We start from the raw sequence: 19,735 nt of genomic DNA, 5'->3' as shown, positions 1-19,735 counted from the left end.
TAGAGGATCTGCCCGAAACGACTCCGTTTCCGATTTGGAAACCATGCCGCAGTCCGGCCCAAGCTTTGCCGAGATCTTCCGTTAACCTTCCGGCAAGATGTCAGGAGTTGACGGACATGAAACCGCTTCACAAGATTGCGCTTGTTTGCACCACCTTCGTCTTGGCCGCGGCCACCGGCCATGTCATGCAGAATTCTGTCCCGGAAGGCCAGATGGCGAGTCCTGTTCCCTCTGCCTCGGAGCCCGTCACCCTGCAGCAGGCCCGGCCCGCCGCGCGCAGCGAAGTACATCTGGCCGAGGCCGCTCTCGCCCCGCCGCCGCTGCCCCGCCCGGAGATGCGTGGTCCCGCCGTCGATGCCGCGCTCGGTCCCCTGCCCGAGGACAGTCCCGCGCAGAGCCACGGCTTTGCCAAACCGGCTTGCGCCGAGCCGCAGCTTCGCGGCGAACCCGCGCCGGGCGGTTCGGTCCTGCTGACGGTCAGCGCGCCCTGTGAGGCCGGGCAAAAGGCCGAGATCCGCCACGAAGGGCTGCGCCTGCCGATCCAACTGTCCGCCGAGGGGGGCTGGCAAGGCATCGTCCCCGCCTTTGCCCCGGAGGCGCTCTTCCTGCTCCGCCTCGACCGGATCGGGCTGCCGCCGATGGTCACCGTGACCGTGCCCGAGGTCGCCGACTACAACCGCATCGCGGTGATCACCGCAGCCCAAACCGGGGTGCAGTTGCACGGCTACGAATACGGCGCCGAGCCGGGATCGATCGGCGATGTCTGGCAACAGGCGCCGCGGACGCCCGACACCAGGAACGGCGGCTGGATGGCAAGCTACAGCGTTCCCGGGGAGGTGATGGCGGTGCAGATCTATTCCGCCCCGATCGCCATGTCCGACATCGATCTCGTGCTCGATGCGCCGGTGACCGAAAAGACCTGCGGTCAGAATGTTACCGGCGTTGTCCTGCGGAAGCTGGGCAAGGGCTCCGACGATGCGATGCTGGCGATTGCGATGCCCGACTGTGGCGATGGCGAGGGCTCGGTGCTGATGCAACTGCCGGAGTTCCCGCTGAGTGTCGCAGAGAACTAAAGCAGCCCCTCGGCCCGGAAGCTGAGCTCGCGACCCTTGCCGATCACCAGATGGTCGTGCAGCACCAGCCCCAGAGCCTCGGCGGCACGGCGGATCTGCTCGGTCATGCTGACATCGGCCGGGGACGGCGTTGGATCGCCCGACGGGTGGTTGTGCACCAGGATCAGCGCCGAGGCATCAAGTTCCAGTGCCCGTTTCACCACCTCGCGCGGATAGACGGGCACATGATCGACCGTGCCGCGCGCCTGTTCCTCGTCGGCGATCAGCAGGTTCTTGCGGTCGAGATAGAGCACCCGGAACTGCTCGGTCGGGCGATGCGCCATCGCGGTGTGGCAATAGTCAAGCAGCGCCTGCCACGAGGATAGCACCGGCCGTTGCAGCACCCGCGAGCGGGCCAGCCTTTGCGCCGCCGCTTCGATGATCTTCAGCTCCTGCACCACGGCCGCGCCGACCCCCGTGACCTCGGCCAGCCGGGCTTGCGGTGCGGCCAGCACATGGCCGAAGGTTCCGAAAACCTCGATCAGTCGCCGTGCCAAGGGCTTCACATCCTGACGGGGCAGGGCGCGAAACAGGATCAGCTCCAGCAGCTCGTAATCGGGCATGGCCTCGGCGCCGCCCGCCATGAACCGTTCCCGCAGTCGCTTGCGGTGATCGGTGATGTAAGAGGGCAGCCGGTCGGAGGAGAGAGATACCGGCTGCGCCTCATCAGGGTCGCCAAACAGCGTCGGCCCTTCGTCAAAGCTGGAGGAACGGGTCTTCATGCCCTCAGCTTGCCTTGGCGTGGTAAATAAACGGTTAACGCTTTTCCTGATCCAAATACGCAAAAGGGCGCCCGCAGGCGCCCTCTCTTGACCGTTTCAGGAACTCAGCCCTTCATGCCATCCCAGAAGCTTTTCACCTTCTGAAAGAACGACGCCCCTTCGGGGTTGTTCTCGGCCTGAATGCGCTGGAACTCGTCCAGCAGTTCCTTTTGCCGCGTGGTCAGGTTCACCGGCGTTTCGACGGCGAGTTCGATCACCATGTCGCCGATGCCGCCGCCGCGCAGGGCGGGCATCCCCTTGCCGCGCAGACGCATCTGCCGACCGGATTGGCTGCCCACCGGCACCTTGACCTTGGAGCGCCCGCCATCGATCGTCGGCACCTCGACCTCGCCACCAAGCGCAGCCGAAACCATGCTGACCGGCACCCGGCAGAACAGGTTCACCCCGTCGCGCTGGAAGATCGCGTGGTCGCGCACTTCGATGAAGATATAGAGATCCCCCGAGGGTCCGCCGCGCATCCCGGCTTCGCCCTCGCCCGCAAGACGGATCCGCGTGCCCGTTTCCACCCCGGCCGGGATGTTGACGGACAGGGTGCGTTCCTTCTCGATCCGGCCCGAACCGTGGCAGGCGCGGCAGGGGTTCTTCACCACCTGACCTTGGCCACCACAGGTGGGGCAGGTGCGTTCGACGGTGAAAAAGCCGTTCTGCGCCCGCACCTTGCCCAGACCCGAACAGGTCGGACAGGTTTGCGGCTCGGCCCCGCCCTCGGCCCCCGTGCCATTGCACGAGCCGCAAGCGGCCGAGCCCGGAACGGTGATCGTCTTTTGCGCGCCCTTGAACGCCTCTTCCAGCGTCACCCGCATGTTGTAGCGCAGGTCCGAACCGCGGGTCGCCCGCGACCGGCCGCCACCACCCGGGCCGCCACGCCCGCCCATGAAGTCGCCGAACAGATCCTCGAACACATCCGAGAAAGCCGAGGAGAAATCCGCGCCCTGACCATAGGGTCCGCGCGGCCCGCCGCCGCCCATGCCGCCTTCGAACGCCGCATGACCATAGCGGTCATAGGCGGCCTTCTTGTCGCCATCCTTCAGCACGTCATAGGCTTCGTTCACTTCCTTGAACTGGGCCTCGGCCTGCGGATTGTCCTGATTGCGGTCGGGGTGCAGTTCCTTCGCCTTGCCGCGATAGGCCTTCTTGATCTCCTCGGCCGAGGCGCCCTTGGACACCCCCAGAACCTCGTAGAAATCACGCTTCGCCATTGGAAAGCCCCACTGCGAGAACACGGAAGCGAGCCCCATGACGGGGCCCGCTCCTCAGGTTCCGGCGCTTACTTGCGCTTGTTTTCACCCATGTCCTCGAAGTCGGCATCGACGATATCGTCGTCGACCGACCGCGGGCTTTCGTCGTCATCCGAGGCGGCACCGCCCTCGCTCGACGCCTGCGCCTTGTAGATCGCCTCGCCCAGCTTCATCGCGGCATCGGTCAGGTTCTGCACCGCGCCCTTGATCTTGCCCGGGTCTTCCGACTTCAGCGATTCTTCCAGCGCGTTGCAGGCCAGCTCGATCATCTCGACGGTCGAGCCATCGACCTTGTCGCCATGCTCTTCCAGCGATTTGCGGGTCGAATGCAGCAGGCTTTCGCCGGTGTTCTTCGCTTCGACCAGTTCCTTGCGCTTCTTGTCGGCTTCGGCATTGGCCTCGGCGTCCTTGATCATCTTCTCGATGTCGTCGTCCGAAAGACCGCCCGACGCCTGGATGGTGATCTGCTGTTCCTTGCCGGTGCCCTTGTCCTTGGCCTTGACCGAAACGATGCCGTTCGCGTCGATGTCGAAGGTGACTTCGATCTGCGGCACGCCGCGCGGCGCCGGGGGGATGTTCTCGAGGTTGAACATGCCCAGCATCTTGTTGTCGGCGGCCATTTCGCGCTCGCCCTGGAACACGCGGATCGTCACCGCGTTCTGGTTGTCCTCGGCGGTCGAGAAGATCTGGCTCTTCTTCGTCGGGATCGTGGTGTTGCGATCGATCAGACGGGTGAAGACACCGCCCAGCGTCTCGATGCCGAGGCTGAGGGGGGTGACGTCAAGCAGCACGACGTCTTTCACGTCGCCTTGCAGCACGCCCGCCTGAATCGCGGCGCCAAGGGCCACGACTTCATCCGGGTTCACGCCCTTGTGCGGTTCCTTGCCGAAGAACTTCGTCACTTCCTCGACCACGCGCGGCATGCGGGTCATCCCGCCGACCAGAACGACTTCGTCGATCTCGTCTTTCGACACGCCCGCATCCTTCAGCGCCGCGGCGCAGGGCTTCAGCGAGGCCTTGATCAGATCGTCGACGAGGCTTTCCAGTTTCGCACGGGTCAGCTTCATGACCATGTGCAGCGGCACGCCGGTCGCCGCGTTCATCGAGATGAACGGCTGGTTGATTTCGGTCTGGCTGGCCGAGGACAGTTCGATCTTCGCCTTTTCGGCGGCTTCCTTCAGCCGCTGCAGCGCCATCTTGTCCTTGGTCAGGTCGACGCCATGCTCCTTGCGGAACTCGTCGGCCAGATAGTTGACGATGCGCATGTCGAAGTCTTCCCCGCCAAGGAACGTGTCCCCGTTGGTCGATTTCACTTCGAACAGGCCGTCGTCGATCTCGAGGATCGTGATGTCGAAGGTGCCGCCGCCAAGGTCATAGACCGCGATCGTCTTGCTGTCCTTCTTGTCGAGCCCGTAGGCGAGCGCCGCCGCCGTCGGTTCGTTGATGATGCGCAGCACTTCCAGACCGGCGATCTTGCCCGCGTCCTTGGTGGCCTGACGCTGGGCGTCGTTGAAGTACGCCGGAACCGTGATCACCGCCTGCGTCACGGTCTCGCCCAGATAGCTCTCGGCGGTTTCCTTCATCTTCTGCAGGATCACGGCCGAAACTTGCGCCGGGCTGAATTTCTCGCCGCGCACTTCCACCCAAGCGTCGCCGTTGCCGCCGTCGACGATGTTGTAGGGCACCAGTTTCTTGTCCTTTTCCACCTCGGCATCGGTGGTGCGGCGGCCGATCAGGCGCTTGACCGCAAAGACGGTGTTGGTCGGGTTGGTCACGGCTTGCCGCTTGGCAGGCTGGCCGACCAGACGCTCGTTGTCGGTGTAGGCGACGATCGAGGGGGTGGTGCGCGCCCCTTCCGAGTTCTCGATCACGCGGGGTTGCGAGCCGTCCATGATGGCGACGCAGGAGTTGGTCGTCCCAAGGTCGATCCCGATGACTTTGGCCATTTCAATACCTCTTCTTTCGGCGACAGGTGGGGGCGGGTCCCATCAGGCCCCCGGCCCCTATCCCAAGGTTTCCAGACGGTCCGGCGCAGGTGGCCTGCTCCGGCTTCCCGGCGTATATAAGGAGGGGAAAATAGCCCTGCAAGAACTGACGCGCGGGAGTTTGCGACAAATGCCACAATCCGCCCGACCGGTGCAAATTCGCCCTGATCCGCAGGAGATCCGCGGCTTTCGGCATTACCCCGGCTGGCTCGTGCCCACGGAACAGGCCGCCCTTGTCGAGGAGCTGCGTGCGGTGGTCGCGGCAGCCCCGCTGTTCTCGCCGATGACGCCCTACGGGCGGCCGATGTCGGTACGGATGACCTCGGCCGGGCGCTTCGGTTGGGTGAGCGATCGGCGCGGCTATCGCTACAGCGAAACGCACCCTTCGGGCGGGGCCTGGCCGCCGATTCCCGAGCGCATTTTGGAGATCTGGCGGGCAGTGTCCGGCTCCGATCGCAGCCCGGAATGCTGTCTGGTGAATTTCTACGCCGAAAAGGCGCGGATGGGCCTGCATCAGGATCGCGACGAGGCGGATTTTGCCGAGCCCGTGGTGTCGATCAGCCTCGGTGATGACGGGCTTTTCCGCATCGGCAACGAGACGCGGGGCGGGGCGACGCAAAGCCTGTGGCTGCGTTCGGGCGACGTGCTGGTGATGGGCGGCCCGGCGCGGCTGCTTTACCACGGCATCGACCGGATCGCGCCCGGGACCTCGACGCTGCTGCCGCAGGGCGGGCGGATCAATCTGACCTTGCGCGTGGTGACGTGACAGAGAAGGGCGTATTTGCGCCAAGAAGAAACCAATCCCTTCATCTTGCCTCAAATACCTCGGGGGTGCGGGGGCGCCGCCCCCGCCTGTGCCCTCGCTTGCGCCAGATCCCAGACCTTGCGCATCACTGTGGGCAGGGCGGCGGGGGAAAAGTCCTGCCTTGGGGTGAAGCCCTCGCCCTCGGCTTGGGCGACGAAGACCCGCAGCCGCAGGTGGAAATGGGTGAAGGTGTGGCGGACCTCGTGCGAAAGCTGGGTCCAGTCGGCGGCAAGCGGCGGGCAGGGGGCGGGGGCGGTCTCGGCCCAGTCCGAACCGGGAAAGCCGAGCATGCCGCCGAGCAACCCCTTCTCCGGGCGGCGCTCCAGCAGCACCCCGCCCGCGGCGTCGAAGGCGACATAGGCCAGACCGAAGCGGGTCGGCTTCTCGGGTTTCGGGGATTTGCGCGGCAACTCGGCCGCGATGCCCTGCGCCTTGGCTGCGCAGAACGCATTGACCGGGCAAAGCGCACAGGCCGGGTTGCGCGGCGTGCAGATCGTCGCGCCAAGGTCCATCATTGCCTGCGCATGATCGCCCGGGCGCAGCTGCGGCGTCAGGCGCCCGGCCTTGTCGACAAGCTCCGGTTTCGCCGCGGGCATCGGGGTCTCGATCGCCCAAAGCCGCGCCACCACCCGTTCCACATTGCCATCGACCACCACCGCCGGTTCGTCGAAGGCAATCGCCGCCACGGCCGCGGCTGTATAGGGACCGATCCCGGGCAGGGCCCGCAGGCCCTCGGCGGTTGCGGGAAACTGCCCGCCTGCCGCCGCCACGGCCCGGGCGCATTTCAAGAGATTGCGGGCGCGGGCGTAATAGCCAAGCCCCGCCCATTCCGCCATCACATCGCCATCCTCGGCCGCGGCCAGATCGGCGACCGAGGGCCAGCGCGCGGTGAAGCGGCGGAAATAGTCGCGCACGGCGGCCACGGTCGTCTGCTGCAGCATCACTTCCGAGAGCCAGACGTGATAGGGATCGGGCCGCACGCCCGCCGCCCGCTCGGCCGGACCGACCCGCCAGGGCATCACCCGCGCATGGCCATCATACCAGAAAAGCAGCGCCGCCCCCGCTTCCGCCTCGCTTCCGTCACGCAATCTTTATGGCCCCCCGCCCCATTCCTCTGGCTTTGCCCCGCGGCCTGCCTAGAATAGGGCCAAGTTCCGGGAAGGACAGGGATGGACGACGATCGCCACGACCACGAGCCATTCGAGCGCCCCGCGGCGCCGACCAAGCTGCGCCGGATGCGCGGCTTTGAACCGGCTGCGGGTCTGGTCAAGGATCGCATCCGCACCGCGGGCGAATCCCGCGGCTTTGCCGTGGCCCGGCTGGTCACGCATTGGGCCGAGGTCGTCGGCCCCGAGATTGCCGCCCATGCGGTGCCGGTGAAGATCGGCTACGGCCGCGAGGGCATCGGTGCCAGCCTGACGCTGCTTGTCGCCGGGCCGATGGCACCGATGATCGACATGAGCCGCGAGAAGATCCGCAAAAAGGTCAACGCCTGCTACGGCTACAATGCGATTTCCCGCATCCTGATCACGCAGACCGCCGCCACCGGCTTTGCCGAGGGGCAGGCGGCCTTTGCCCCGGCGCCGAAAAAGGTGCCCGCGAAACCCACCCCCGAGGTCTGCGCCAAGGCGCAGGCGGCGACCGAAGGTCTGGCCGATGCCGGGCTGCGGACGGCGCTGGAAGACCTTGCCCGAAACATCCTGATGAAACCCGCAAGACAGCGGGACGACCTGAGAAAGGCTGATCCATGAACCGACGTTCCCTTCTTCTTGGCCTTGCCGGTGGCGTCGTGGTTGCCGCTGCTGGCGGCTATGTCGCGCTCGGCCGTGGCCCGGCGGAGACGCTGATCGCGACCCCGGCGCTTGCCGCGGGGGCGACCGGCACCATCCTGCCCGATATCCCGCTCGGCAAGGCCGATGCGCCGATCACGCTGATCGAATATGCCTCGTTCACCTGCCCGCATTGCGCGCATTTCCATGAAGAGGTCTTCACCCAGCTCAAGCGCGACTACATCGAGACCGGCAAGGTGAAGTTCATCCTGCGCGAGGTCTATTTCGACAAGTTCGGGCTCATGGCCGGGCAGATCGCGCAATGCGGCGGCGATCTGAAATATTACGGCATCGCCGGGATGATGTTCGCCGAGCAGAAGGGCTGGATCGGCGACGGCACCGAAGCGACGATCACCGAGAACCTGCGCAAGATCGGTCTCAAGGCCGGGCTGACGCCGGCGCAGATCGACACCTGCCTGAAGGACAATGCCCGCGCCGAAGCGATGGTGATGACCTATCAGAAGAACGCCTCGGCCGATGCGATCGAGGGCACGCCGACGCTGGTGATCAACGGCGAGAAGCACGACAACATGAGCTATGAGGATCTGAAGAAGATCCTTGATGCGAAGCTTGGCGGCTAAAGTCCGAGGCTTTCGAGCGCTTTGAGAAGCGGTGCGGCGTCTTCGAAGACCAGCCGCACCGGCAGCGCCAGAACCTTGGGCCGGAAGGCCGGGGGCAGGCGCACGGCATCCTTTTCCGTCGTGACCAGCTGCGCATGCTGGAACAGCGCCTCGGTCTCGAGCCGCGTCAGCAGTTGCGGCGAGAAGGGCTGATGATCGTCCAGCGCTTCGGCCCGCACCACCTCGGCGCCAAGGCCGCGCAGGGTGGCGAAGAATTTCTCGGGATGGCCGATGCCCGCAAAGGCGAGCACCCGCTGGCCCTCCCAATCCATCCCGGTGGGCAAGGGCACCAGTTGCCCGCGCAGATGCGGCACCGGGATCTGACCGCCCCAGCGCGCGGCAAAGCTTTCCTGCGCCGGGACCTGCCCGATCGAGAGCAGCAGATCGGCACGGGCCATCCCCGTGGCCACCGGCTCGCGCAGCGGTCCCGCGGGCAGGCAAAGCCCGTTGCCGAAGCCCTTTGCCGCATCGACGACGACGATCGAGAGATCCTTTTGCAGCGCCGGGTTCTGATGTCCGTCATCGAGCAGGATCACCTTCGCCCCGGCCGCGATCGCCGCCCGAGCGCCCTTGGCGCGGTCCTTCGCGACCCAGGTGGGCGTGAAGGCGGCAAGCAGCAGTGGCTCGTCGCCGACATCGCTGGCGCGGTGGCGCATTTCGTCGACGCGGACCGGCCCGGCCAGACTGCCGCCATGACCGCGGCTGACCACATGCGCCTCGAGCCCGCGCGAGGCCAGCAGTTGCGCCAGCGCGATCACCGTCGGCGTCTTGCCGGTGCCGCCCGCGTTGATGTTGCCGACCGAAATCACCGGCACCGGCAGGCGCAGACCGTCCTTGGCCACCCGTGCCCGGGTCGCGGCGCCATAGACCTGCCCGAGCGGCTTCAGCAGTCGCGCCCGCAGCGCGGGGCGGGCCGGGTCGGTGAACCAGAAAGCGGGGGCCTGCATCAGCTTGTCCTTTCTGCGCGGGCGGCGTCGAATTCCCGCAAGATCGCCCGCACGATGGCCTCGGCCGCGGCCGCCCCGCCCGAGGTGACGGCCCAGGCATTATGCGCCAGAACCGCCGCCCGGTCGGGCGACATCAGATCGGCGATGGCCTCGCCGAGCGAGGTTTCGTCATGGATCGACCGCGCCGCCCGGGCCTCGTCGAGCCGGACATAATCATCGGCGTAAGGCGCCGTCTGCGGCCCGTGCACCACCGCCGAGCCGAGCGAGGCGGGTTCGAAGGGCGAGCGCGCATGACCCGCCGCGCCGATCAGCGTACCGCCCATATAGGTCACCGGGGCGACGCGATACCAGAGCCCGTATTCGGCCGGATCATCGGCCAGAAAGATTTCCGTTTCCGCATCGGGTTCGCCTTCAAGCGAGCGGCTCGCCACCGTCCAGCCCTCGTCGGTCAGCCGGTCGCCCAGTTCCAGCGCGTCATCGGGCTGGTCGGGGGCAAGGATCAGCAGCATCCGATGCGCGTGATGCTGCGCATGCGCCTGCGCCGCCAAGACCGCGGCGAGTTCCGCCTGCGGCACCGAGGCCGCCAGCCAGACCGGCCGTGTATGGGTCAGCGCCGCCATCGAGGCCCGCTCGGCCTCCGAACAGCGCAGCGGCTCGGGCGGCAGGCCAAGAGCGCCGCCGACATCGATCTGCGCCGGATCAAGGCCTTGCCGTTCCAGCAGCCCGAACGAGGCCTGATCGCGCACCACAATCCGGCCGATGCGCCGCAACAGGCCGCGCTGCCCGATCCGGCCCAGACGGCGCAGGGGCGGCGGCAGGCAGACATCGACCATCATCACCGGGATGTTCTCGCGGTCGGCGCCGGTGATCAGCGTGCCGGGCAGTTCATTGCCGAAGAGCACGACAAGCCCGGGCTTGACCCGATCGAGCGCGTCCCGGGCGACGCCGATGCTTTCGTCGGGCGGGGGAACAAGCTCGACCCCCTCGGGCAAAATGGGCTCGAGCCCCGGCGGCAGCGCCAGTATCACCCGCATCTCGGGGCGCACCCGGTGCAGCCGGGTCAGAACCTGCAGCGCGCCGTCAAGACCGGCACTTGCAGCCTCGGGGCCGATCTGCATCCAGATCATCGGCCCCGGAGCATCGGGCTGCAGCACATCTTCCCCGGTCCCCGCCGCGGGGTCGGGGCTGCCGCGCCACCAGCGTGCAAGCGATCCCAGCATCGGGGGTCAGTGTCTCAGCTGCCGAGTTCCTCGGTGGGCGACGCGTCGGTTTCCTCGTCGCGCAGCCGGTGCAGGTGGGCGATGAAATAGCGCATATGCGCATCGTCCACGGTGCGCTGCGCTTCGGCCTTCCAGGCGGAATAGGCTGTGGCGTAATTCGGATAGATGCCGACGATATGGATGGCGGACACATCCTTGAACTCGCTGCGCGAGGCGGAGACAAGTTCGCCGCCGAAAACGAGATGCAGGCGTTGGGGAGAAGGTTTGCTCATGGGCCATCCTGTCGGAGAAGTTATGCGGTGAGACTATGCGAAGCCCCGCCGCCTCTCAAGCGGGGATCGGGCGGCGGTTATTGGGCGAGACCGAGCCCGATCAGGTAGTCTGCCCCCTTGCGCAGCCCGCGCGGGTCGAAAACCTCGAGCAGCAGCCGCGGCATCTGCGGCAGCCGGTTCAGCGCGGCAAAGACCGCCCTCCAGGGAATGTTGCCTTCGCCCGGGTGCCAGTGCCGATCGGCAAAGCCATCGACATCCTGCAGATGCACATGGCGCAGCGCCGCGCCCGCCGCCAGCGCGAAGGCATCGACCGGCGGCGCCCCGCAGCGGTGGTGCATCATCTGCGCATGGCCGGTATCGAGCGACAGCTTCACCATCGAACTGCCAAGCGCCTCGGCCAGCCGGGCGCGCAGCCCCGGATCGGTGTCTTCGACATTTTCCAGCACCAGCTCGACGCCCAACCGCTCGGCCCGCTCGATCACCGGCCCCATCACGAAGCGTACCCGCTCGAAGGAAATCGCGGCCGCCACCGACGAGGTGGCGATCTCCGCCTCGGTCCAAAGGCCATAGGGCGAATGCACGACCATCTGATCGGCATTCAGATCGGCGCAGATTTCCAGTGCCCGCAAGAGCCGGTGCCGGATCATCGGGGTGATTTCGGGGTCGGCGCAATCGATGCGGAAGGACATGAACGGCCCATGCAGCCCGAGCCGCCCCTTGTGGCCGTCGAGCAGCTGTTTCGCCCGCGCCACCAGTTCGGGCGTGTCGCCGTCATGGGTGGTCGGCCAGCAGAAACTTTGAATCTCGATGTCGCGGTCTTTTTCGAACAACCAGTCGCGATGGAACTCGATCATGTCGAGGCTGAGCGCCGCGCCCAGAACGGGTAACTCTTTTGTCATCGCTGATCCCTAAGGTTGTTCGCGCTGATAGAAGCTGCGCCAGCCGCGCGCGCTTTTCAATCCGGATTCAAGCCGTTAATCAGGCGCCATGCACAGAAGTCTGACTCAGATCTACGATGGCCGCGTCGCGGCGGGAACCCTGCGGGCCGATGCGGCCCAGCGTGCGGTGCTGCCGCTCCTCGACCGGGTGCGGACCGAGCTTGAGGCGCCGGTGAAAAAGCCCGGTCTGTTCGGGCTGTTTGCGAAGCCGCCCGAACCGGTGAAGGGGCTTTACCTCTGGGGCGGCGTCGGGCGCGGCAAGTCGATGCTGATGGATCTGTTCGGCGAGGCGGCGGCCGTGCCCAAGCGCCGGGTGCATTTCCACGCTTTCATGCAGGAGGTGCAGGGCAAGATCGATGCGCACCGCCGCGCCAAGGAGGAAGACCCGATCCAGCCCGTCGCGGCCGAGATCGCGGCCTCGGTCCGGCTGCTCTGCTTCGACGAGATGCAGATCACCGACATTGCCGATGCGATGATCGTCGGTCGGCTCTTTGACGAGATGTTCAAGCGCGGCGTGACGGTGGTGACGACCTCGAACCGGCCGCCCTCCGATCTTTACAAGAACGGATTGAACCGGCAGCTGTTCCTGCCCTTCATCGACATTCTGGAACACCGGCTCGAGGTGCACGAGATCGTCTCGGAGACCGACTACCGGCTGCATCGTCTCTCGGGGGCGGAGGTCTATTTTGCACCCGCGGGCACGATGGCGCACAAGAAGATGGATATGCTCTGGAACGAGCTGACCGGGCATGACGGCACGACGAAGCTGCGCATCGAGGTCAAGGGGCGTTCGGTCGTGGTCCCGCATTACCATAACGGCGTCGGGCGGGCGCGGTTCTGGGATCTGTGCGGGGCGATGCTCGGGCCGGCCGATTATCTGGCGATTGCCGGGGCGCTGCGGGTGCTGATGATCGACGACATTCCGCATCTGTCATCGTCGAACTTCAACGAGGCGAAGCGCTTCGTGACGCTGATCGATGCTTTGTATGAGGGCAAGGTGCGGCTGATCTGTTCGGCCGCCGATGTGCCCGAGCGGCTGTACAACGAGGGCGAGGGCAGTTTCGAATTCGCCCGCACGGCGTCGCGGCTGCGGGAAATGCAGTCCGCCGACTGGTCGCAGGAAAACCGGTAGGCCGTCGCTTCGGGGCTTTTGACCGAGGCCATCGCCGAGGTCACGCGGGACATTGGCCCCATGACTGCCGAGGGCCCAAAGGCACTCGGCCAGCGCCCGCCCCGCCCATGGCGGGCGCTTCTCGCCCGCCGGGGCAGGCGCCGGCCTCTGTCGCGCTTGGGGAAGCGGTCGTGGCTTCAGCGTGGCTCTGCGGGCGGGGAAAGGCGGTGCCTTTCCTTTTCCGCCCGAAACGCCCCTAGCCCAGCATGTCCCGCACCAGCGGCGCGACCTTGGCGCCGTAAAGCTCGATCGTGTCGCGCAGATGCGCGGGGTTCTGCGGTCCGGCCGAATATTTCAGCGTGAACCGCGACAGACCCAGCGCCTTGACCGTCGTCGCGATCTTCCGCGCCACCGTCTCGGGGCTGCCGACATAAAGCGAGCCATGGGCGATTTCCGCCTCGAACGCCGCTTTCGTGAACCGCGGCCAGCCGCGCGAGCGCCCGATCAGATCGTGCATCGTCGCGTAAGCGGGGAAATAGCGCTCTTTCGCTTCCTCGTCCGTCGCCGCGACATGGCCCGGCGAATGCACTGACAGCGGCAGCATCTTCGCCCCCATCCGCTCGCGGGTGTGGCGGTAGAGATCGGCCAAGGGCGCAAACCGCGCCGCATTGCCGCCGATGATCGCCATGACGAGGGGCATGTCCATCGCCGCCGCTTCCATCACCGACTCCGGGCTGCCACCCACGCCGCGCCAGACCTGCAGCGGGCGCTCGGGGCGCGGATAGACGGTCACGCCTTTCAGCGCGCGGCGGTGTTGACCCTGAAAGCTGATCTTCTCCTGCGCCACAAGGCTTTGCAGCAGCTGCGCCTTTTCGGTGAACAAGGTCTCGTAATCGTTCAGATCGAAGCCGAAGAGCGGGAAGCTTTCGGTGAAGGACCCCCGCCCGATCGTCAGCTCCGCCCGCCCGGGGGCGAGTGCATCGAGCGTCGCAAAGCGCTGGAACACCCGGATCGGATCATCCGAGGACAGCACCGTGACCGAGGTTCCGGCATGGATCTTCTCGGTCGAGGCCAGGATCGCCCCCAGCAGCGGCTCCATCGAGGAGATCGCGAAATCCGGGCGGTGGTGTTCGCCCAGACCGATGAAATCGAGACCGACCTGATCGGCCAGGATCGCCTCGGCCAGCGTATCGCGGATCACCTGCGCGCCGGACCGCAGCCCCTGCGCATCGGCGGTGATGTCGCCAAAAGTATCAAGGCCGAATTCAAGCGTCATAGCTGGCCTCCTTTCCGTTGCGGGAAAGATAGGCAAAGCGAGCCTGTGCGCCTAGGCACAGGGGCGCACAGGACTTGGCACAGAAATGCGCAGGTCTCAGCCGTTCTCGCGCAGCACTTGCCCGGCAAGATACAGCGAGCCACAGATCAGAACCCGCGCCTGCGGGTCGGTTTGCGCAATCGCGCCAAGGGCTTCTGTCACCGATCCGGCCTCGGTCACCTGCGCGAAACCGGCCGTGCGGGCGGCCTCGGCGGTGGCGGCGCTCGGCAGGGTGTTGATCTCGTTCGGGATCGAGACAGCGGTCAGGCTTTGCGCCTGCCCCGCGAGCGGGCGCAGATAGCCCGCAATGTCCTTGGTATTGAGCATGCCGCAAATCAGATGCGTCGGGCGTTTCGCCATCCGCGCCAGCGTCGCGGCAACGGCCTCGCCCCCGGCCGGGTTGTGGCCGCCATCGAGCCAAAGCTCGACCCCGGGCGCATTGGTCGCAAGCGGCCCCTGCCGCAGGCGCTGCATCCGTGCGGGCCATTCGGCGCGCGTCACCGCCGCCTCGCAGGCCAGATCGTCAAAGCCGAGAACGCGCAGGGTGGCAATCGCCGCGCCCGCGTTTTCGATCTGATGCGCGCCCAAGAGGTTCGGCAGCGGCAGATCCAGCAACCCGGTGTCGTCCTGATAGATCAGCCGCCCGCGCTCCTCGAAGGCGTGCCAGTGCTGGCCATGCGCAAACAGGGGAACGCCCAGACGCGCGGCTTTCTCCTCGATCACGGCAAGCCCGTCGGGGTGCTGCGGACCGACGATGCAGGGCACGCCGCGTTTCAGGATCCCGGCCTTTTCGCCTGCAATCTCGGGCAGGGTCTCGCCCAGATATTGCTGATGGTCGATCGAGACCGGGGTGATGATCGTCACCGCCGGTTTCGCGACGACATTGGTGGCATCGAGCCGCCCGCCAAGGCCGACTTCCAGCAGCGTAAAATCCGCAGGCGTGCGGGCAAAGGCCAGAAACGCCGCGACGGTGGTGATTTCGAAGAAGGTGATCGGCTGCCCGCCATTCGCCGCGTCGCATTCATCAAGAAGCGCCGAGAGGGCGGGTTCGGAAATCAATTCGCCCGCCAGCCGGATGCGTTCGTGAAAGCGGGCGAGATGCGGCGAGGTGTAGGCATGCACGCGCTTGCCCGAGGCCTCGAGCCCGGCGCGGATCATCGCCTGCGTGGAGCCCTTGCCATTCGTGCCCGCGACATGGATCACCGGCGGCAGGTGCGTTTCCGGGTGGTCGAGCGCGGCCAGCAGCCGATGCACCCGGTCGAGCGTCAGATCGATGATCTTCGGATGCAGCCCCATCAGCCGCGCCAGAATTTCGTCGGAAGGTTGCGGCATGCTGGGCTCCTTTCATGCAAAGGCCGGGGGCGCTGCCCCGCCGGGGCAATGCCCCGGCCCCCGGGATATTTAGAGCAAGATGAAGGTTATTCAGCCGCAGGTTGGTCGGTGGGCGGGGTGGCCTCGCTTGGCGCGGGGCCGGGCGGCGGCAGTTCGCCCCAGATCGGCGGCGGCAGGCGCATCATCATGCGCAGGATCACGATGAGTTCCTCGCGCAGTTTCTTGCGATGCGTCACGCGGTCGAGCATGCCATGGTCGAGCAGGTATTCGGCGCGCTGGAAGCCCTCGGGCAGGGTTTCGCGGATCGTCTGTTCGATGACGCGCGGGCCGGCAAAGCAAATGAGCGAATTCGGTTCGGCGATCTGCACGTCGCCGAGCATCGCATAAGACGCCGTCACGCCGCCCGTGGTCGGGTGCGTCAGGACGACGACATAGGGCAGGCCCGCGTCTTTCAGCATCTGCACCGCGACAGTCGAGCGCGGCATCTGCATCAGGCTCAGGATACCTTCCTGCATCCGCGCGCCCCCCGCGGCGGAGAACAGCACCATCGGGCAATGCAGATCGATCGCGCGCTGGGCGGCGGCCAGGATCGCATTGCCGACATACATCCCCATCGAGCCGCCCATGAAGGAGAAATCCTGGCCCACGGCGACGATCTGGGTCTTTCCCACCTCGCCTTCGACGACGAGCATCGCTTCTTTCTCGCCGGTCGATTTCTGCGCCGATTTCATCCGGTCGGGATATTTCTTCTGATCGCGGAAATGCAGCGGATCGGCGATCGGCTCGGGGACTTTCACCTCGGTGAAGGCACCAAGGTCAAACAGCGCCTCGAAGCGCTCGCGCGGCGTGATCGCCATGTGATGGTCGCAGTTGGTGCAGACGTTCAGATTGTCCGCCACTTCGCGGTGGAACAGCATGGTTCCGCATTCGGGGCATTTCGTCCACAGGTTCTCGGGCATCTCGCGGCGCGAGAACAGCGAGTTGATCTTGGGTCGGACGTAGTTCGAGATCCAGTTCATCGGGGGGCCCCTTGGTTTCCGCGACGTCGCTTTGTGAGCTTGGGCTCAGATAAGCCCGCGCGCGGGCAAATGCAATCAGCGCCGCAGCCGCAGGCGCGCCGCCAGCCAGAACGTCACGATCGCCAGCGCATCAAGGGCAAGATAGGGCGCCATCGCCCCGATGTCGCGGGTGTTGATGACGAGCGTGTAAAGCGAGAGCCCGTCGAGCTGGCCGTAGAGACCGACAAGGAAGATCGCCGAGATGTTGTTGGCGAAATGGAAGGCGAGCGAAGGGCCGAGGTTTCCGGCCCGCGCGGTCAGATCGGCGGACAGGCAGCCGAACAGCATCGCCCAGAGCACGAAGATGATGGCCGTGGGGCCGTTCTCGTCGGGGGCATAGTGGAGCGCGCCAAACAGGGCGGCGGGCAGCACCATCCACAACAGGCGCGCGCGGCTGCGGGCACCCATCTGTTGCAGGAAATAGCCGCGAAAGAGCAGCTCTTCCGAGGCGATCTGGATGAAGAGGAGCGGCAGCGCGATCGGCAGCCAATTCAGCAGCACCGGCAGGGGCGTCGATTTGCCGAGGTTCGGATCCAAGGCCGAGGTTGCGGCGACCAGCGCGACAAGCCCGAGCAGGGTCGGGAAGACCTTAAGGAAATCGCCAAAAGCTCCGGTGCCGAACAGGCTGGCGATCGGGCGGCGATGCAGGAAGCGGGTGACCAGCATCACGCCCGCCGCCAGCGGCAGGAAGCTGAGCATCACCAGCACGAGGCCGCCCGGGGTGCCGCCGCGCTCCATCGCCATCACGACGGCGGCGAAAACGATCGGGCCGCCGAAGCGGTACAGCAGCGCCAGCGCGCCCATCACCGCGCCCCAGTAGATCCCCGCAATCAGGATCAGACCGGCAAGGCTGCGCAGCCACTCGGCGCGGGCCCGGGCGGGGGCGGTGAAAAGCTCAAGTCTGGGGTAGGGCATTGCGGTCTCCCGATCTGGCGGGTGACCCTAGCGGCGCGGCCTGCGCGGGACAAGTCGCTTTACTTTGGACGGAGGCTGGCGGAAGAGGGGTCTCTGCCCGGAGGACCCATGTTCGAAGTTTCCCTTGATCTGGCCCTGTCCCTGATCGGCGCGGCCTTCGTGGCCGGGTTTGTCGATTCCATCGCGGGCGGCGGCGGGCTGATCACCCTGCCGGTGCTGCTGCTGGCCGGGGCGACACCGTTGCAGGCCTTTTCGACGAACAAGGTGCAGGGGTCTTTCGGCGCGGCGACGGCGGCGCTGACCTATGCGGCGAAAGGGCAGGTGAACCTGCGTGCGCAGGTGGGCGCCGCCTCGCTGGCGTTTCTGTCCGGTCTTGCGGGGGCGTTTCTGGTCTCGGTCCTGCCGACCGAGGCGCTGCGCCGCGTGCTGCCGTTCATCCTGATCGCGATCGCGGCCTTCTTCGCCTTTCGCAAGGGGCTCGACGACACCGACCGGGCCGAGCGGATCAAGCCTGCGGCCTTCACCGCCTTTGTCGTGCCGCTGATCGGCTTTTACGACGGGCTGATCGGGCCGGGGGCGGGGGCGTTCTACATGATCGGCTTCGTGATGCTGGCGGGCTATGGCGTGCTGAAGGCCACGGCGCATACGAAGCTTCTGAACTTCGCCTCGAACCTTGGCGGGCTGGCAGCCTTTGCCGCGATCGGCGCGCCGTGGTGGGTGACCGGTATTGCGATGGGTCTTGCGCAGGTGGCGGGCGCCAGCCTTGGCGCAAGGCTGGCGATGAAGAAGGGAGCGAAGCTGATCAAGCCGCTTCTGGTCGTGACCTCGACCGCGCTGGCGGTGCGGCTGATCTGGCAGATGATCTGAGGGGGGCTGGCGGGCTTGCTTTGGCCTCGGCCATCGCCGAGGCCATGTGGGACATCAGCCTCGCAACCGCCGGAGGCCCAAAGGCCGCCGGCCAGCGCCCGCCCCGCCCTCGGCGGGCGCTTCTCGCCCGCCGGGTCAGGCGCCGGCCTCTGTCGCACTTGCGGTGACCGGTCCCGTGACGGCTGCCCCTTTCGCGGGCGGGGAAAGGCAATGCCTTTCCTGATCCGCCCGGCCCGAGGTCGGTTTCTCAGCAAAACCCCTTCGCCAGCCGCATTCCTCCGGTCGCGAGCCCGCGCCAGTTCTTGCTGACCGGCGGCAGCAGCTGCGCCACCACCGGGTGATCCGGCGCCAGCGCGCCCAGATGCACCAGAAGCGCGGTGATCGCCGCTTCCGAGGCGCGGCTGGCGCCATCGGTGATCTTCAACGCGATGCCGCGCTTCTGCTCGGGCAGGATCGCGACGAAGACCCCCTCGGCCCCGGTCTTCACCGCGACCTTGCCGCCCGTGGCCCGCATCAGCTTCGTGCAGGCACGATTTTCTCCCGCCACCAGTTCGGGGAAAGCCGTCATCGCCTCGATCAGCCGCGCCGCGGCGGCCGCGCGCAGGCCGCCCTCGGGCCGGGCGGCGGCAAAGAACTGCATCGCCCGCGCCAGACCTTCCAGCGTGCAGGCGAAATTCGGGGCCGAGCAGCCATCGACCCCCCAGCCCGGCGAGGTCTCGCCCGTCACCTCCTCGAAGGCCGCGCGCACCGCGCGCTGCACCGGATGGTCGATCTCGACATATTCGGCGCCGCCCTTCAGGTGCCGGTTCAGCGTCAGGAACCCGGCATGCTTGCCCGAGCAATTGTTGTGCAACTGGCAGGGCTTTTCGTCCGAACAGGTCAGCCGCGTCGCCTCGACCTTGTCAAAGGGCAGATGCGACCCGCAGCGCAGATCGGCCTCGCCCATCCCCAGACCCGTCAGCCACTCGCCGACCGCGCCCACATGCAGCGCGGCCCCGGAATGGCTGGCGCAAGACAGCGCCAGGTGTCGCAGACCGAGCCCCGCAGCCTCTGCCGCGCCGCTTTCGATCAGCGGCAGCGCCTGTACCATCTTGCACGACGAGCGCGGAAACACGACCGCCCCGGCCTCGCCCCAGACCAGTTCCGCGCCCTGCGGCCCGCACACGACCGCATGGCCGTGATGCAGGCTTTCCAGCAAATCCCCGCGCCAGATCTCGATCAATGCGGCCGCCGTCATGCGATTCCTTCCTTTCATGCGCGAAAACCCGCCGGGGGGGCTTTCCCAAAACGCCACTTTTGCGTTATCACTGGAATATCGAGTTGAAATCCGGTCTGCCACAGTCAAGAAGGGCCAATAGCCCACGGGCGGACCAGAGGCACAGACAGCTG

The 19,735-nt window shown here is 66.5% G+C and carries 19 protein-coding genes; 6 read left to right on the top strand and 13 right to left on the bottom strand.

Going from position 1 to position 19,735, the window contains the following annotated elements:
* Positions 1-116 precede the first annotated feature (116 nt).
* On the top strand, positions 117-1,073 hold the full coding sequence (locus C8J30_RS03620) for a hypothetical protein (RefSeq protein ID WP_110804374.1): 957 nt from the start codon (positions 117-119) through the stop codon (positions 1,071-1,073).
* On the opposite strand, the gene radC is transcribed toward C8J30_RS03620, so the two are convergent.
* The 3 genes from radC to dnaK all read right to left on the bottom strand — a co-directional run bounded on the left by radC (position 1,070) and on the right by dnaK (position 5,078).
* Complete coding sequence (gene radC / locus C8J30_RS03615; protein WP_110804373.1) at positions 1,070-1,834, bottom strand: RadC family protein; 765 nt, start codon at positions 1,832-1,834, stop codon at positions 1,070-1,072. The two genes, C8J30_RS03620 and radC, sit on opposite strands and share 4 nt — an antisense overlap.
* A gap of 104 nt (positions 1,835-1,938) precedes the next feature.
* On the bottom strand, positions 1,939-3,093 hold the full coding sequence (dnaJ, locus tag C8J30_RS03610) for a molecular chaperone DnaJ (protein WP_110804372.1): 1,155 nt from the start codon (positions 3,091-3,093) through the stop codon (positions 1,939-1,941).
* Between the two features lie 68 nt (positions 3,094-3,161).
* Positions 3,162-5,078, bottom strand: a complete 1,917-nt coding sequence (gene dnaK, locus C8J30_RS03605; protein WP_110804371.1) for a molecular chaperone DnaK — start codon at positions 5,076-5,078, stop codon at positions 3,162-3,164.
* Between the two features lie 169 nt (positions 5,079-5,247).
* Here dnaK and C8J30_RS03600 point away from each other — a divergent pair, with 169 nt between their 5' ends.
* The gene (locus tag C8J30_RS03600; protein WP_110804370.1) at positions 5,248-5,883 is read left to right on the top strand and encodes an alpha-ketoglutarate-dependent dioxygenase AlkB family protein; all 636 of its coding nucleotides are present in this window, start codon (positions 5,248-5,250) and stop codon (positions 5,881-5,883) included.
* 50 nt (positions 5,884-5,933) lie between these two features.
* Here the strand turns inward: C8J30_RS03600 and mutY are convergent, their stop codons facing one another.
* On the bottom strand, positions 5,934-7,010 hold the full coding sequence (gene mutY / locus C8J30_RS03595) for an A/G-specific adenine glycosylase (protein ID WP_110804369.1): 1,077 nt from the start codon (positions 7,008-7,010) through the stop codon (positions 5,934-5,936).
* Positions 7,011-7,091: 81 nt separating this feature from the next.
* On the opposite strand from mutY, the gene C8J30_RS03590 reads away from it, so the two are divergent.
* On the top strand, positions 7,092-7,673 hold the full coding sequence (locus C8J30_RS03590) for a DUF721 domain-containing protein (protein ID WP_110804368.1): 582 nt from the start codon (positions 7,092-7,094) through the stop codon (positions 7,671-7,673).
* Positions 7,670-8,332, top strand: a complete 663-nt coding sequence (locus C8J30_RS03585; RefSeq protein WP_110804367.1) for a DsbA family protein — start codon at positions 7,670-7,672, stop codon at positions 8,330-8,332. The genes C8J30_RS03590 and C8J30_RS03585 overlap by 4 nt, the downstream gene beginning before the upstream one ends.
* Here C8J30_RS03585 and lpxK read toward each other — a convergent pair.
* The 4 genes from lpxK to C8J30_RS03565 form a co-directional block, all read right to left on the bottom strand.
* The gene (gene lpxK, locus C8J30_RS03580; RefSeq protein ID WP_110804366.1) at positions 8,329-9,318 is read right to left on the bottom strand and encodes a tetraacyldisaccharide 4'-kinase; all 990 of its coding nucleotides are present in this window, start codon (positions 9,316-9,318) and stop codon (positions 8,329-8,331) included. The two genes, C8J30_RS03585 and lpxK, sit on opposite strands and share 4 nt — an antisense overlap.
* On the bottom strand, positions 9,318-10,538 hold the full coding sequence (locus C8J30_RS03575; protein ID WP_110804365.1) for a 3-deoxy-D-manno-octulosonic acid transferase: 1,221 nt from the start codon (positions 10,536-10,538) through the stop codon (positions 9,318-9,320). Before C8J30_RS03575 ends, lpxK begins: the two co-directional genes overlap by 1 nt.
* 14 nt (positions 10,539-10,552) lie before the next feature.
* A complete protein-coding gene (locus C8J30_RS03570; RefSeq protein WP_110804364.1) occupies positions 10,553-10,810 on the bottom strand; it encodes a DUF4170 domain-containing protein in 258 nt (85 codons plus the stop codon).
* Positions 10,811-10,887: 77 nt separating this feature from the next.
* Positions 10,888-11,709, bottom strand: a complete 822-nt coding sequence (locus C8J30_RS03565) for a sugar phosphate isomerase/epimerase family protein (protein ID WP_110804363.1) — start codon at positions 11,707-11,709, stop codon at positions 10,888-10,890.
* A gap of 88 nt (positions 11,710-11,797) precedes the next feature.
* On the opposite strand from C8J30_RS03565, the gene zapE reads away from it, so the two are divergent.
* Positions 11,798-12,880 (top strand): cell division protein ZapE, encoded by a 1,083-nt coding sequence (zapE, locus tag C8J30_RS03560; RefSeq protein WP_110804362.1) that lies wholly within the window; start codon positions 11,798-11,800, stop codon positions 12,878-12,880.
* Between the two features lie 235 nt (positions 12,881-13,115).
* Here zapE and C8J30_RS03555 read toward each other — a convergent pair whose 3' ends face one another.
* The 4 genes from C8J30_RS03555 to C8J30_RS03540 all read right to left on the bottom strand — a co-directional run bounded on the left by C8J30_RS03555 (position 13,116) and on the right by C8J30_RS03540 (position 17,479).
* A complete protein-coding gene (locus C8J30_RS03555; protein WP_110804361.1) occupies positions 13,116-14,135 on the bottom strand; it encodes an LLM class flavin-dependent oxidoreductase in 1,020 nt (339 codons plus the stop codon).
* 96 nt (positions 14,136-14,231) lie between these two features.
* Positions 14,232-15,506 carry a bifunctional folylpolyglutamate synthase/dihydrofolate synthase gene (locus C8J30_RS03550; RefSeq protein ID WP_110804360.1) on the bottom strand — a complete coding sequence of 425 codons (1,275 nt, stop codon included), beginning with the start codon at positions 15,504-15,506 and terminating at the stop codon, positions 14,232-14,234.
* Between the two features lie 86 nt (positions 15,507-15,592).
* Positions 15,593-16,525 (bottom strand): acetyl-CoA carboxylase, carboxyltransferase subunit beta, encoded by a 933-nt coding sequence (gene accD, locus C8J30_RS03545; RefSeq protein ID WP_110804359.1) that lies wholly within the window; start codon positions 16,523-16,525, stop codon positions 15,593-15,595.
* Positions 16,526-16,600: 75 nt separating this feature from the next.
* Positions 16,601-17,479 carry a CPBP family intramembrane glutamic endopeptidase gene (locus C8J30_RS03540; protein WP_110804358.1) on the bottom strand — a complete coding sequence of 293 codons (879 nt, stop codon included), beginning with the start codon at positions 17,477-17,479 and terminating at the stop codon, positions 16,601-16,603.
* 108 nt (positions 17,480-17,587) lie between these two features.
* On the opposite strand from C8J30_RS03540, the gene C8J30_RS03535 reads away from it, so the two are divergent.
* Positions 17,588-18,346 carry a TSUP family transporter gene (locus C8J30_RS03535; RefSeq protein WP_110804357.1) on the top strand — a complete coding sequence of 253 codons (759 nt, stop codon included), beginning with the start codon at positions 17,588-17,590 and terminating at the stop codon, positions 18,344-18,346.
* 247 nt (positions 18,347-18,593) lie between these two features.
* Here C8J30_RS03535 and C8J30_RS03530 read toward each other — a convergent pair whose 3' ends face one another.
* The gene (locus tag C8J30_RS03530) at positions 18,594-19,583 is read right to left on the bottom strand and encodes an asparaginase (RefSeq protein WP_110804356.1); all 990 of its coding nucleotides are present in this window, start codon (positions 19,581-19,583) and stop codon (positions 18,594-18,596) included.
* Between the last annotated feature and the right edge of the window lie 152 nt (positions 19,584-19,735).

Origin of the sequence: Rhodobacter viridis (assembly GCF_003217355.1) — a bacterium.
Taxonomy (GTDB): Bacteria; Pseudomonadota; Alphaproteobacteria; order Rhodobacterales; family Rhodobacteraceae; genus Rhodobacter; species Rhodobacter viridis.
This window is presented reverse-complemented; position numbering and strand designations above follow the sequence as displayed.

Excerpts from the sequence above, each read along its gene's own strand:
- C8J30_RS03550 (WP_110804360.1), bottom strand. The coding sequence starts at position 15,506 with ATGCCGCAACCTTCCGACGAAATTCTGGCGCGGCTGATGGGGCTGCAT.
- accD (WP_110804359.1), bottom strand. The coding sequence starts at position 16,525 with ATGAACTGGATCTCGAACTACGTCCGACCCAAGATCAACTCGCTGTTC.
- C8J30_RS03570 (WP_110804364.1), bottom strand. The coding sequence starts at position 10,810 with ATGAGCAAACCTTCTCCCCAACGCCTGCATCTCGTTTTCGGCGGCGAA.
- radC (WP_110804373.1), bottom strand. The coding sequence starts at position 1,834 with ATGAAGACCCGTTCCTCCAGCTTTGACGAAGGGCCGACGCTGTTTGGC.
- C8J30_RS03590 (WP_110804368.1), top strand. The coding sequence starts at position 7,092 with ATGGACGACGATCGCCACGACCACGAGCCATTCGAGCGCCCCGCGGCG.
- C8J30_RS03585 (WP_110804367.1), top strand. The coding sequence starts at position 7,670 with ATGAACCGACGTTCCCTTCTTCTTGGCCTTGCCGGTGGCGTCGTGGTT.
- C8J30_RS03540 (WP_110804358.1), bottom strand. The coding sequence starts at position 17,479 with ATGCCCTACCCCAGACTTGAGCTTTTCACCGCCCCCGCCCGGGCCCGC.
- C8J30_RS03620 (WP_110804374.1), top strand. The coding sequence starts at position 117 with ATGAAACCGCTTCACAAGATTGCGCTTGTTTGCACCACCTTCGTCTTG.
- C8J30_RS03535 (WP_110804357.1), top strand. The coding sequence starts at position 17,588 with ATGTTCGAAGTTTCCCTTGATCTGGCCCTGTCCCTGATCGGCGCGGCC.
- C8J30_RS03600 (WP_110804370.1), top strand. The coding sequence starts at position 5,248 with ATGCCACAATCCGCCCGACCGGTGCAAATTCGCCCTGATCCGCAGGAG.
- C8J30_RS03530 (WP_110804356.1), bottom strand. The coding sequence starts at position 19,583 with ATGACGGCGGCCGCATTGATCGAGATCTGGCGCGGGGATTTGCTGGAA.
- dnaK (WP_110804371.1), bottom strand. The coding sequence starts at position 5,078 with ATGGCCAAAGTCATCGGGATCGACCTTGGGACGACCAACTCCTGCGTC.
- C8J30_RS03555 (WP_110804361.1), bottom strand. The coding sequence starts at position 14,135 with ATGACGCTTGAATTCGGCCTTGATACTTTTGGCGACATCACCGCCGAT.
- C8J30_RS03565 (WP_110804363.1), bottom strand. The coding sequence starts at position 11,709 with ATGACAAAAGAGTTACCCGTTCTGGGCGCGGCGCTCAGCCTCGACATG.
- dnaJ (WP_110804372.1), bottom strand. The coding sequence starts at position 3,093 with ATGGCGAAGCGTGATTTCTACGAGGTTCTGGGGGTGTCCAAGGGCGCC.
- C8J30_RS03575 (WP_110804365.1), bottom strand. The coding sequence starts at position 10,538 with ATGCTGGGATCGCTTGCACGCTGGTGGCGCGGCAGCCCCGACCCCGCG.
- lpxK (WP_110804366.1), bottom strand. The coding sequence starts at position 9,318 with ATGCAGGCCCCCGCTTTCTGGTTCACCGACCCGGCCCGCCCCGCGCTG.
- zapE (WP_110804362.1), top strand. The coding sequence starts at position 11,798 with ATGCACAGAAGTCTGACTCAGATCTACGATGGCCGCGTCGCGGCGGGA.